The 13052-nt window shown below is 48.3% G+C and carries 14 protein-coding genes; 2 read left to right on the top strand and 12 right to left on the bottom strand.

The window, feature by feature from the left end; translation table 11 throughout:
• Positions 1-82 precede the first annotated feature (82 nt).
• Complete coding sequence (gene yrfG, locus AYJ58_RS01990; RefSeq protein WP_106648492.1) at positions 83-745, top strand: GMP/IMP nucleotidase; 663 nt, start codon at positions 83-85, stop codon at positions 743-745.
• Between the two features lie 77 nt (positions 746-822).
• Here yrfG and AYJ58_RS01995 read toward each other — a convergent pair whose 3' ends face one another.
• The 12 genes from AYJ58_RS01995 to gspC all read right to left on the bottom strand — a co-directional run bounded on the left by AYJ58_RS01995 (position 823) and on the right by gspC (position 12394).
• Positions 823-1584 (bottom strand): type II secretion system protein N, encoded by a 762-nt coding sequence (locus AYJ58_RS01995; protein WP_106648493.1) that lies wholly within the window; start codon positions 1582-1584, stop codon positions 823-825.
• A gap of 14 nt (positions 1585-1598) precedes the next feature.
• Positions 1599-2075 carry a type II secretion system protein M gene (locus AYJ58_RS02000; RefSeq protein ID WP_106648494.1) on the bottom strand — a complete coding sequence of 159 codons (477 nt, stop codon included), beginning with the start codon at positions 2073-2075 and terminating at the stop codon, positions 1599-1601.
• 1 nt (position 2076) lies between these two features.
• Positions 2077-3264 carry a type II secretion system protein GspL gene (gspL, locus tag AYJ58_RS02005; RefSeq protein WP_106648495.1) on the bottom strand — a complete coding sequence of 396 codons (1188 nt, stop codon included), beginning with the start codon at positions 3262-3264 and terminating at the stop codon, positions 2077-2079.
• 97 nt (positions 3265-3361) lie between these two features.
• Positions 3362-4360 (bottom strand): type II secretion system minor pseudopilin GspK, encoded by a 999-nt coding sequence (gspK, locus tag AYJ58_RS02010; protein ID WP_106648496.1) that lies wholly within the window; start codon positions 4358-4360, stop codon positions 3362-3364.
• Positions 4357-5130: a type II secretion system minor pseudopilin GspJ gene (gene gspJ, locus AYJ58_RS02015; protein WP_106648497.1), complete on the bottom strand. Its 774-nt coding sequence runs from the start codon at positions 5128-5130 to the stop codon at positions 4357-4359. Before gspJ ends, gspK begins: the two co-directional genes overlap by 4 nt.
• Complete coding sequence (gene gspI, locus AYJ58_RS02020; protein WP_011982092.1) at positions 5111-5479, bottom strand: type II secretion system minor pseudopilin GspI; 369 nt, start codon at positions 5477-5479, stop codon at positions 5111-5113. The genes gspJ and gspI overlap by 20 nt, the downstream gene beginning before the upstream one ends.
• Positions 5466-6041 carry a type II secretion system minor pseudopilin GspH gene (gene gspH, locus AYJ58_RS02025; RefSeq protein WP_011848173.1) on the bottom strand — a complete coding sequence of 192 codons (576 nt, stop codon included), beginning with the start codon at positions 6039-6041 and terminating at the stop codon, positions 5466-5468. The genes gspI and gspH overlap by 14 nt, the downstream gene beginning before the upstream one ends.
• A gap of 1 nt (position 6042) precedes the next feature.
• The gene (gene gspG / locus AYJ58_RS02030) at positions 6043-6477 is read right to left on the bottom strand and encodes a type II secretion system major pseudopilin GspG (RefSeq protein WP_006083645.1); all 435 of its coding nucleotides are present in this window, start codon (positions 6475-6477) and stop codon (positions 6043-6045) included.
• 63 nt (positions 6478-6540) lie between these two features.
• Positions 6541-7764: a type II secretion system inner membrane protein GspF gene (gspF, locus tag AYJ58_RS02035; RefSeq protein ID WP_106648498.1), complete on the bottom strand. Its 1224-nt coding sequence runs from the start codon at positions 7762-7764 to the stop codon at positions 6541-6543.
• A 3-nt stretch (positions 7765-7767) separates the two neighbouring features.
• The gene (gspE, locus tag AYJ58_RS02040) at positions 7768-9333 is read right to left on the bottom strand and encodes a type II secretion system ATPase GspE (protein WP_106648499.1); all 1566 of its coding nucleotides are present in this window, start codon (positions 9331-9333) and stop codon (positions 7768-7770) included.
• Positions 9326-11440, bottom strand: coding sequence for a type II secretion system secretin GspD (gene gspD, locus AYJ58_RS02045; protein ID WP_106648500.1), 2115 nt, complete (start codon positions 11438-11440; stop codon positions 9326-9328). Before gspD ends, gspE begins: the two co-directional genes overlap by 8 nt.
• Positions 11441-11464: 24 nt before the next feature.
• Positions 11465-12394 carry a type II secretion system protein GspC gene (gspC, locus tag AYJ58_RS02050; RefSeq protein ID WP_106648501.1) on the bottom strand — a complete coding sequence of 310 codons (930 nt, stop codon included), beginning with the start codon at positions 12392-12394 and terminating at the stop codon, positions 11465-11467.
• Positions 12395-12647: 253 nt separating this feature from the next.
• On the opposite strand from gspC, the gene hslR reads away from it, so the two are divergent.
• Entirely contained in the window at positions 12648-13046 is a 399-nt protein-coding gene (hslR, locus tag AYJ58_RS02055) for a ribosome-associated heat shock protein Hsp15 (RefSeq protein ID WP_106648504.1), read from the top strand.
• Positions 13047-13052: the final 6 nt, after the last annotated feature.

Raw genomic sequence — 13052 nt, forward strand, 5'->3', positions numbered from 1 at the left:
TCATAATGACAGCCTTTGAAAATTACCCTGCTCACGCGTTAATCGCAGGCGTTGTTCATCATGCAAAGAATAGGAAATACCAATGTTTAACTGGAAGACTATCGATACAGTTCTGCTCGACATGGACGGCACTCTATTGGATTTGCACTTCGACAACCATTTTTGGCTGAGTTTAGTGCCGCAGGAATTAAGCAGGCAACGGGGTCTGAGCGAGGACGAAGCGCAGCAGTTAGTCGTAAATGCCTATGAAAAAGTCGTCGGCACACTCGATTGGTACTGTCTCGATTATTGGCAGGAGCAGCTACAACTCGACATTATGGGTTTACATCGCACTTTAGTGGATAGCATTCAGCTGCGCCAAGACAGCATGCCATTTTTAGCGGCCTTGGCCTCTGCGGGTAAACAGCGCATTCTGGTGACCAATGCCCACCCTAAGAGTCTTGCCTTAAAGCTTGAACATACAGAGCTGGCCGCTGGGCTCGATGCCATGATCTCCAGCCACGAGACGGGTTACCCCAAGGAGCATCCACAATTCTGGCTGACCTTGTTTAAGCAATTCAACCTTGAACCAAGCCGCTGTCTCTTTATCGACGACAGCGAACCCATACTCAAGGCCGCTAAACTTGCCGGCGTAGGCCATCAATTGGGGATTGCTAACCCAGACAGTAAAAAGCCAGTCAAGGTCTTTCAAGATTTCCCCGCGATTACCGACTATCACTCGCTACTCAATGATCTAACACGATAAAAAGACAATAAAAAAGGCACCTAAGGTGCCTTCGTTTTCATCATAATGCAGATCTATCATCGCGCGCTGAAACAGCACTATAACCCAGGAATACGTCCCTGATATATCACAGGGAAATAACCGTCGCTGCCGCGTTTGCCTAGCATACCCAGTGACTTACGCATATCTTCTGGTTGCTCAGCCGTCTCTTTAATCTTAGCTGCTACTTTGACCATATTGCCTTCGTCTAACTGCAAAGTGCCGACGATGCCGAGCTGGTTTTTGGCTTCATCTGTGGCTAATTGCGCTTTGCCATCAACGCAACTCAGGCCGAGTTCGATATTGCCTAGTGGATAATTGCCAAACTGGTTTTTAACATTGGTTTGATTCAAAAACAGCTTACCAGACAATTGCTCGCACCAAGGTTTACCTTGCTCTAACGTCTCGACTAATAGGCTGACTTCACCGGAGATTTCGGTTTTAAAGGGCAGTTTTGCATTGCCGAGTAAAAAGCTATCTGGCGCTTCGAAACGTAACCCCTGCGCACTTAAGCCGCCCATGGACCAAGAGACTAATCCCTTAGCGCTGACAGGCGTTGCGCGGCTGCCCACTTGAAAATCAACTTTCACTTTACCTAACAACAAGGCCCAAGGACTCAGATCCCAACGCACTTGTTCTAACTGGCGTTGCGGCATACTTAAGGTTTCTATGTTGCCAGACCAAATACTGCCGCTCACACCCGAAACACTGATATTTGCAGGTAATGGCGCTAACGCTATCGCAATCTTAGCGGGAAATAGAACGACTAAAAATACTAAATAAATCAGTACGCCTATGATGACTTTTTTTATCAAACTCACAGCTACACCTTAATTTATTGCGACAGTTGGATACGTCTAACTTTGACATAGCCAGGGGCATCGGCCTCTGCCAAATCAACACTTTCGAGTGATAGTCCTTTTTTCTGCACTAACTCACTCAAATAACCCAACAAGGCATCAAAAGGAACATCATCCATCCACACTTGGATCTTATCGCCTTGGGGCTGCATACGAGTAATCACTAACCCATAATTGCCCGCAGTCTGGTTAACCACTGAGCTTAAACTACCCGACATAGTCGGCTTAGCGCCGTTTTGCTTCAAACCCGCAATTTTATTCGCCGTTTGTTTTACATAGTTCAACGTCTGTTGCTGTGCAGTGAGGTTACGTAATGCATCGGCTTCGGCAGTGGCGATCGGCGTCCAAACACCCCAATAAAAAATACCAATGACTAAAAATACCGAACAAAAACCGACTAACTGCTGCTCGCGCGATGCGAGCCCTTGCCACCAAGTCCGCAAATTATCCATCTTATTTGCTCCTCAAGGTTAAGGTACTGGTGACTTGATCTTCACCGCTATTCATAGTGCCGCCATCGAGTTGGAAACGACGACCAACGATCTCTTTAAACTTCTCGATTTGCGCGTAGTTTTTCGCACTCACTTGCATGCGGATCTCGTTACGCGCGCTTTCGAATCTTAAGCTATTAGGTTTAAGTTCAGGCACTTGCTTAAAAGCATCCTGTAACCCATCGAGCATGACAAAAAACTCGGCGCCACTGCCCTGTCCCTGCAATGCGCGTAATTGACTTTCCATCTGCGAACGCAGGTTAACAATGCGCGAATTCCCCGGCACCACTTGCTGATAAATGGATTCGCTCTGAGCTTTAAGATCGGCAATCTGACCATTGACTTGATGTATGGTCAGCCCTTTATTCACTAAGGCCAGCACACAAGCGATGGCGATAACGATGGCAGCGCTCTTCCACATCATCAACTGTTTGCTGTATTCACGCTTAGGCGTGTAAACGCCGCTCAGTAAGTTCACTGGCGCATGCAAAATACCTCGGGCTAACACTAACATAGGTAGCTCAAGTGACTGCGGCTTAAGCTCAACACCTTCGAGTTGCATATCGGTATAACTGGCGACAGACACTTCGCCCTGTGCGGGCCTAAGTTGCTCCAGCGCAATCGGTAACCAAGGCAAAGGTAAACTCTGGCCTGTCGCGAATCCGGTACGCAGTAATAGTTCATTACCAAAATTCATTGCCGCCCATTGGCACTCTTGCAATGGTAAGGCTAAGCAGTCGGGTACGATGCGCTTCACTTTTAAACCCGCTTCGGTCAAACAACTCAGCCAAGTCTGCATTTGCTCATGGGCCACGGCGACCACGCTTAAGGCATCGCCATCACGCGGGCCGACGGTAAAATGCATGGCATCCACGTCCTCGGCTAAAGCTTCTTCGAGCATAAAGGGCAAGGCTTTCAAGGCTTGGCGTTGGCCTTTTTCGGGTAAATGCACGCTAGTGAGTGTCATTGCCGCGGCGGGCACTAACACATCGACGGGACGGTTACCCGCACGCTCAGTTAAGGTCGACAAACCTTGGGCATTGGCGAGCTCGCCAGAGGCGATAATTTCCTGTTCTTGCTCAGACCAAACGAGCCATGAGCATGCTTGCTCTGCTGTTCTGCCCAAGCGAATAAATAGCCGTTCACTCACAGTTTTTCTCCACCAGTCCCAGTCAAAAAAGCGTGACTGAGCTCGTTGCTATTATTTTTGGCCACCAACATCAAACCCTGCCGGGTGAGCACTGCCATTATTTTTGTCCACCAAACTGACGGGTGAGCACTTCCATTTTGTTGCCGCCGCCCTTTTTGAGCACGCTTTCCATTCTAAATACGGCGTTATCGACTTTCGCCCCCGAGGCCAACAGAAAATATTGGCTATCGATGACAAAACTCGACTTCATGGCACCTTCCCACTTGATCGAGCCCATAGATGAGCTTTCATAAAAATCTTCGATTTTGTCAAAACCATCGCCGGGGCGTTGGTTGATGATACTTTCTGCTTCGCCGACCGAAATCTGATTATCGAGCATGCCAGCTAATAACGCCGCTTGCTCAACTTCTAAGGTATTGACGTTAAGCAATTGCCTATCATTGCCTGGGATCACACAAACATAGGGCAAGAGTTTCAAATAGATATCTTGGGTGTATCCCATCACCGCCCGCAACTCACTGCGATGATTCATCAGCGTATTGGCCGCACGGTATGGCACATTACGCGCTTCGTATTCGGCATCTTCGGCACCATAAGGGCTGGCCGTGGTGTCATCGTCGATATAATCTTTTAAGGTCTGAGTCAGACGGTCCGCACTAAAGTCGTCCATCCCTAAACTCACCAACAAAGCCTTATATTGCTTCGCCGCCAAGGGCAGCTTAGGTTGACCGTTTTCCACCTCTTTCGTGGTCGCGGACAAGGCGTTTAAATTAAAACAGGCGCGCATGTCAGTGATCTTGCCCGCGATTTCACCGTATTCCGCAGGAAAAACCACATCGGCCATGGCCCAATATTGCTGCCTGTGGACTCGACCTTCAGAGTCATCTAAATCTTGTTTTAAAATCTTCTTCGCCAGTTCTTCGGCGGAAATCGCATACCAATAAGCTTGATCGTACTGAGCCAAGTTTAAGGTTCGGCGCATGGACAACTGATTACGGCCAGTGATATTTGTCGCGATGATCACCACCATAGCCACTATCAAGAGCACAACGATCAGTGCAACGCCGCGCTGTTTAGACCGAGATTGGGTTCTCATTCGCGGCCCTCTGCATCAGGATCACCGTCTCCGGTATCGCCAGAATCTGGGTCACCGGAACCATTGCCTGTACCACTGCCATCGTCGTTTTTATCTTTGTTAGCATCGTCCGGATTTTCGTCTTTATTATCATCATCCTTAGACTTTTCAGGTGCGGCAGCACCTAGCGGCAGCAAGAACTTACGTTGGATCTTGCCTAAGCCTTCAATCTCAATTTCCATGGCGATCGCTTTAGGCAACTTAGTCGCTTCTACTTTGCGCTCCCATTTGTCATCCATAAAGAAGGAATATTCCACCGACAACACTTTATCTATGACCACTGTCTTAATCGGCTCAGCGCCAAATTCAGGCTCAGGATAAGGAAAATGCCAACGCTCCAGTCGTCCTTCGTGCACCACAAACGCCACAGACTGCAAGCTGCCCCGCGGTAATAAACCGTCGGGATTTAACCAACCTAAACGGTAAAACACTAAGGCTTCTGATTCCGAGTCTAAGATATCATTGCCCGTTTGGAAGACGGTCGAACCTCGACCCCCTTCGAGTAATCTGGGTGTACGCGCCACCATTTGGGCGAGATCACGCTCAATCGCACCAAAGCCTTGCTGCAGGGCTTTAAGCCGAGTAGAGAAAGTGCGCGTCACTTCATCGTTAGTCAGCACAGTGCTGAGCACGGCATTAGAAGCCAAACCTATCATGGCGAAAATCGCGATAGCGATCAGCATTTCTAGCAGGGTAAATCCCCGCTGCGCACTAGTCAGTTTTAAGGACATAACTGCTCACTTGTGCTGCAATACGCTGATAGCGTTCGTCTTCACTCACGCTAATCCGGATCATACGAAAATTATCGTCCGTGGTTTTCACCACTTCTTTACGCCAATACCAATCCTTTCCTGCGAGTTCAACTTGGCCTTCTTTTTTACCGATTTCAGGAAACTGCGGCTCAAGTCTGGCATCGACCATCTGATTATCGGCCACCCACTGTGCCAAAGTGCGCGATTCCAGAATCGGCATGTTGGCCATCTGCTCGCCCAAACTTTTAGTGATCGACACGGCCGCAATCGAAAACACGGCAAGGGCCACAATCACTTCGAGTAAAGTCATGCCCTTAACGCGTTTCATCGGGGCGCCCTATGGTTAATCTGCCCAGCGCATCGCCGACCACTAACGCTTCGGCCTGCTGACCTTTGTCAGTTTTGGCGATAAACGTCAGCTCAAAAGCGCTCATTTCACCGCTCGGGAATAGCATGACCTGTGGCTCAGGATGTTTCTTCTTGTCATCGGCAGAGGGCTCAATCAGTGGTTCTTCAAACCAAGAATCGTCTTCTTCATCGTCTTGTACCAAGGGCAAACCATCGAGCACTAAGTTCATCACGACACCCGGCTCCATCTGCTTTTCAGACAAGAGTCTGTCTTTGTCCAAAGGCTCCCACTTACCGTCTTTATAAAAAACAAACTGATAACTGGTTTTCTCAATCACAATCCCAATAAATTGGCCACTCAAAACGGTCTCATCTAGCACCATTTCAGTGGCAGCGATAAACTGCCGCGCCGTTCTATCTAGGGCCTGTTGTGGGCCCGAATTGCCGATAGACATAGTCACAGCCGCTGCCGTGAGTCCCATCAACAAGATCACTAGCATCACCTCCATTAAGGTGAAACCAGCGTGGCGCAGCTTTAGCATCTTATTGGAAATTCTGTAAATTCCAGTTACCGATGTCATCTTCGGTACCTGGTTGACCATCTGGGCCTGCTGTGAATATATCTAGCTTGCCGTTTTCGCCAGGGCTGAGCAGCAAGTACTTATTGCGCCATGGATCTTCTGGCAGACGTTTGACATAACCATCTTCACGGTAATTACGTGGCTCAGGTGAAATCGTTGGTTTTTGCACTAAGGCTTCTAGACCTTGCTCGGTCGTCGGGTAGATGCCGTTGTCTAACTTATACATGTCTAAGGCATTTTCGAGTGCGACTATGTCAGATACTGCTTTTTGTTGGTCAGCTTTATCTTTGTTACCCATTAAGTTAGGCACCACCATAGAGGCTAAAATCCCTAAAATAACAATAACCACCATCACTTCGAGTAAGGTAAAACCTTGATGTTTCTTGTTCATTTGCATCGACTACTTCTCCTAAAAAACCCTATGCCAATCGACTTGGTCATAATCCATAAATTCAAAAAATTAACCGCTAATCAAGTTATTCAAGGCTAAGATTGGCTGCAGAATCGCCATCACAATAAACAGCACCACACACGCCATACTCACCACCAGCATAGGTTCAAATACCCCTAACGCTATATTGACGTTGCCCTCGAATTCCCTGTCTTGGTTATCGGCGGCGCGTTCTAACATTTGCTCAAGCTGGCCACTCTTTTCGCCCGAGGCAATCATGTACAACATCATTGCCGGAAACAACTTAGTATTAGTCAATGCCGCACCTAAGCTAGTTCCTTCACGCACCCGCGCAGTCGCATCATCCACTGCAGCCCGTACTCGCACATTCTGCAATACTTCACTGGCGATACGCATACCGTCGAGCAAAGGCACAGAGCTTGCGGATAAGATACTTAAGGTCCGTGCAAAACGTGCCGTATTTAAGCCCTTACTCACGCGGCCAACAACTGGCATGCTCAATAAAAAATTGTCGTACTTCATTCGAAACGCAGGCGACTTTAACATGCGCCGAAAGAGCGCGAACAGCATCACTAGGGCAATGACCACAAACACACCGTAGTTTTGCACAAAGTCAGAGGCCGAAATCAAGAAGCGGGTCGAAGCGGGTAACTCGGCGCCCATGTGTTCAAACTGGCCAACGACTTTCGGCACCACCGCCGCCAGCAGGATAGAAATCACCCCAATCGCCACTGTGGTCAATACTGCGGGATAAATCATGGCTTGGGTCAGCTTAGATTTAAGCTGTTGGCGTCGCTCTGTGTAATCCGCCAATCGATTAAGCACCACTTCTAAGTGACCGGACTTTTCGCCCGAGGCCACCATGGCACGGTATAAATCATCGAAAATATGCGGAAATTCAGCCAAGGAGTCGGCCAGACTATAACCTTCCACCACCCGCGAACGTACCGCCATAATCATACTTGCAAGGCGATCTTTTTCGCATTGCTGACCAACGGCCTTGAGGGATTCTTCAATCGGTAAACCTGCGGCCACTAAGGTCGCGATTTGACGGGTGATCAAGGCTAATTCAGCGACCGAGATACCCCGTTTGAAAAACGCAAAGCTGCTGCTTTTGGCTTTGGCTTCTTTTTCAGCAACAGGCAGAATTTCTAAGGGCATCATGCGCTGATCGCGCAACTGGCTGCGGGCGTGTCTGGCGGTATCCGCCTCGATTACGCCCTTAAGCTGCTTTCCCTTGGCATCCAATGCCTTATATTCAAATGCTGGCATAAATTACTCCTCGCGAGTCACACGTAGCACTTCTTCGAGAGTGGTGATGCCCGCGAGCACTTTGCTCATGCCATCGTGACGAATGCTCGGCACAGACTGACGGATATACTTTTCGATAGCTAACTCACCGCGGCCGCCATGGATCAATTCGCGTACATTGTCATCAACCAACAATAATTCATGAATACCGGTTCGACCACGGTAGCCATTGTTACCACAGGATTTACAACCATTGGCGCGGAAGATACGTCTGTCGTCATCGGCCGCTATGCCCAGTAACTCACGCTCACGTGCATCGGGCACGTGCTCAATTTTACATTTGGGACAAAGGGTACGGATCAAACGTTGCGCCAACACACCGAGCAAACTCGATGATACAAGGAATGGCTCAACGCCCATGTCTTGCAAACGCGTAATTGCGCCCGAGGCCGTGTTGGTATGCAGGGTTGAAATCACCATGTGACCAGTCAGTGATGCTTGCACCGCAATTTGCGCGGTTTCGAGGTCACGGATTTCACCTATCATCACCACATCGGGATCTTGACGCAAAATCGCGCGCAGACCTCGAGCGAAAGTCATGTCAGCCTTAATGTTAACTTGGGTCTGGCCTATGCCGTCTAACTCATATTCGATTGGGTCTTCCACGGTAAGTATGTTGGTGTCTTTAGAGTTAATCTCAGTCAAACCCGCATACAAGGTGGTACTTTTACCCGAGCCCGTTGGGCCAGTCACCAGAATAATACCGTGGGGGCGACGGATAAGATCTTCAAACTTAACGCGAATACTGTCGGTCATCCCCAATTGCTCTAAATCGAGGTTGCCAGTATTTTTATCCAGCAGACGCAGCACGACGCGCTCACCATGGCTCGATGGCATGGTCGATACCCGCACATCCACCGCACGACCAGCAATACGCAGGGAAATACGGCCATCCTGTGGTACACGTTTTTCGGCGATATCGAGGCGCGCCATCACCTTAATCCGCGACACTAACAGCGACGACAGCTTACGGTTTGGCTTGAGGACTTCCTTGAGCACACCATCGATGCGGAAACGCACCACCAGCTGTTTCTCGTAGGTTTCGATGTGGATATCCGACGCTTCTTCTTTAATCGCTTCAGATAACAAGGCATTAATCAGTTTGATGATAGGCGCGTCATCATCACCTTCGAGCAAGTCTTCGGTCTGCGGCAGCTCTTCGGCAAGGGTGAATAAATCCATCTCGTTGCCGATATCTTCCATCAACTGCTGCGCTTCAGACGAGTTAGCCTGATACGCTTGAGTGAGTTTGGCCTCAAACTTAGCGACTTCGAGCTTAACCAAAGGCAAATCGACACCCGAATAGCGCCGTGCTTCGAGCATGGCCGCTAACGGTGTTTTGCTGGTATAAAATAAGCTCAACTCGCCCGTTTCACCCGGCGCAAGCACCACATCGTGGCGATGGGCAAAGGCAAAGGGTAAACGCTCTTTACTGCTCGAACGAAACACCTCATCACCTTCAGCTTCCAGACCTAGCTCATTGGAGACTTGGCTGAGGTCATCGACTTGGGATAATTGTATTTCACTCATTGGTTTTATCTTTATTCTTGTTTTCTTCCAGTGACTTTAAAGTCGGATCTGTTTTACGCATCTGAGTATCTAGGCCTTTGCCCTCTTTGTAACGCTCTAAAATCGCGTTAACTTCTGGCGGCAAATACTCTGATTGATTCCATTCTTCCAACACAGGCACTTGCGTATTTGGCATTAAGTTTACGCCACGCTCTTGCTGCTCAAGTTGTAATGCTCTGAAATAGTTGTATTTACGGCCCGCAATCCCTTCCATAGTCACACCATCACGAATAATGGTTGGCTTAATAAAGATCATCAGGTTTTTCTTGGTCTTTTTGCTAGAAGAAGATTTAAATAAATGTCCCAAAATAGGAATATCACCCAAGAAAGGTACTTTTTGCACACTTTCTTGCACTTCTTCGTTGATCAAACCACCCAGAACCACAATTTGCCCTGAATCAGCCATAACGGTAGTGGTTAAACGGCGTGTCGCAAAGGAAATATCCACACCTGTATTACCGTTAACTCCTGATACTTCCTGCTCAATCGTCAGCTTAACCGCATTGCCTTCGTTGATCTGCGGCACCACTTTCAACTTAACCCCAACCTCTTTACGTTCAACGGTTTGGAATGGGTTGCTATTGTTAGAGCTGGCGGTAGAGCCAGTCAGAATAGGCACTTCATCACCGACGATGAAAGATGCTTCTTGGTTATCCAAGGTAGTAATAGAAGGTGTAGCCAGTACGTTTGAGTTAGTGTCACTGGATACGGCTTGGATCAGCGCACCAAAGTCACCCATGGCCACACCCCATGCCATACCGTTCACTTTACCTAAAGCTTGGGCAAGTAGTGTCACATCGCCTTGCTTATCAGGGTTTTTCTTACAATTATCTAAGTTAGTACCAGAACAGACAAGATCACCTTCAATAGGTTGTGCCGCCCATACACCAGCGCCAATCTCACCTATGGTTGGGCCTAAGTTATTAAACTGAGTGCCGCCGCCCGCTTTCGCCGCCCATTGCACACCGAAGCCAACGTTATCGCCCTCAGCCACTTCCACGATAATCGCTTCAACTAACACTTGAGCACGGCGAATATCGAGTTGATTAATCACGCTCTCGATAGTCCGCATTTGATCGGGCTCGGCGCTGATCACTAAGGCATTGGTTTCAGTATGCGCCATGATATTGATTTCATTACGGCGTTTACCACCAGCAGCCTGAGCGCTTGGGTCTTTATCACCCTCTAATTTTTGGGCAAACCCTGTCAGCACTTCAACTAAATCTTCGGCCTTGGCATAACGTAAGTAACGCACCTTAGTGTTGCCCGTGCTGGCTTGCTCGGCATCGAGACGATGAATAAGCTCGACCACACGTTGGCGACTCTTTTCATCACCGCTAACAACCACAGCGTTGATGCGTTCGTCGGCAACCACTTTTGGCGCTTGGCCTGGCAATTGAGCTTGGTTAGCCGTGGCACGGTAAAGGGTATCGATAATTCGTACCATTTCCCCCGCAGAAGCGTATTCGAGCGGCACGACTTGTACTGAAGTATCGCCCTGCTTATCTACGCGGCGGACAATTTCAACCAACTTATTCACCACGGCAGCACGGCCAGACAACATCAAGACGTTGGAGGGATCGTAGTTCACTACGTTACCGCCACCCGCGTTATCATTTAATTGGCGTAACAAGGGCGCTAATTGTTTGGCCTCAGTGTTATATAAGGCCACGATGCGGGTGACCATTTCATCACCCATGCCGGGTTCGTTATCATTTGCCACTCGGATGGCTGCGGTTTTGGCGTCTTTGTCCTTGATGACTTTAATGACGTTATTTTCCATCTCAACGATGGCATAACCGTAGACTTGTAAGACGTTGAGGAAGAACTGGTAATACTGTTCATCATTCAGCAGGTCATAACTGCGAACGTTGATTTTTCCGCGGATGGTTGGGTCGACTATGATGGTCTTATTCAGGTTTTTACCAACGATATTGATAAACTCTTGAATATCTGTGCCCTTAAAGTTGGCCGCATATTGTTCAGACCAAGCGAATTGGGAGGAGAACATGGCTGCACCCGCAACAACCCCAGCAATCAGCTTGCGTCGAATCCTTTTGTTATTCATTCTTTTTCTTTCCTCTAACGCGTGTTATTGCGGCAAACTAAACATGATTTCAACCAATTGTCCTTCCCGCTCAACCATAATGGACACTTCGGTTAACTCGGGTAATTGGCTCATCATTTCTAACGCCTGACTCATTATGGTCAAGTCGTATCCATTAATCGATTTGGCTAAATCATTGGCTTTAAAACCCGCCTGCTTAAACAAATTGGCGTCTTTCCCTGGATTCAAACGATAACCCGCCACAGAATCACCTTGTCTCACGGGTGAAATGGCAATGTAATCGGTGATCTTACTGGGGTCGGCTAACAATTCGGTGCGAGATTCGGCGAGTTCTTGGGAGATTTCGGCATTTTTACGTTGATCGACACGGCTCACTGCCGAGTCCGCCTTATTGCTTTTAGCTTGTTGTAATTGCTGATTAGCAGGGCTTTGGCTGGTATAGACTAAGCCATCGAGCATTAAGGTCTCGTAACGGCCAGCGTTAGTGATGATGATGCGGTCGGCATAGACTTCTTTGAGTGATGCAGAAGTGCCCTTGATCTTATCACCTAAACTGTAGGTTTCTTGGCTGCCGCTGGACTCAATAATCGCTAAGCCTTTTTGGTCGGCCGTCGATGCGACAACCCCAGTCAGCTGAATTGAAAGTGTAGTCTTAGGTGCGTCGGTCACAGTCTCAACGACTTCGACTTTAGGTTTATCAGATGTCGCATCCGCCTTACCAAAGAGTCCAAGCTGCTGCAGACCTGCGAGATCAACCTGACCGGCACCTTTGCCATTCACGCTTACGGGCGTTGGGGACCAAGCACTGGCAGATGAGTGAGTAGGCACTAATTTCCATGTAATTTGCGCAGCTAACAACATGATCACAATAAAGCCCAACCAGAAGACAATCCGGCTTAGGAGTTTATGGGGCATGCCAATGGCTTTTGCGATAACTTTATCTAATAAATCCATATTTTATGTGGACCCTCGATACAGGTCTCTGTTCTGATTATAATAATTAGGCAATAACCGCCTCATGCTAACCTAGGCTGCATTTGGCAACAAGCCCATAACAGCATTCAAATTGGCGAAAATAGGCCAATTATGCTAACTTTGCCCGCCACAAAAGGGTGTGAAGCACGCCACCCTTTAACATAATAGAAATGCACTTCACGCATTTTCTTGCTCGGCATGTGAACTCATCGATCTTTTAGCTGGAGACACTATGACGCAAAGTCAAAGCGACAAAACAGACATTCGACTCGATAAGTGGCTTTGGGCTGCACGTTTCTATAAAACCCGTGCCATCGCCAAAGAAATGATTAACGGCGGCAAAGTACATTACAACGGCCAGCGCGCCAAATCTAGTAGGAATGCCGAGATAGGCGCCGTCCTTAAGATACGCCAAGGATATGACGATAAAGAGATCGTCATAAAAAAATTATCGCAATTACGCCAAAGTGGTGCGATTGCACAAGAATTGTACGAAGAAACCTCGACAAGCCTGGCTAAACGGGCCATTAATGCTGAGCAACGACGTCTCCACATGCTCAATAACCCGATACCCGATCAGAAACCAGATAAAAAGCAACGACGTCAGCTCATGCGCTTTAAAGACCTTTAACAGTGA

This window comes from Shewanella sp. Pdp11, assembly GCF_002838165.1.
GTDB classification, from domain to species: domain Bacteria; phylum Pseudomonadota; class Gammaproteobacteria; order Enterobacterales; family Shewanellaceae; genus Shewanella; species Shewanella hafniensis.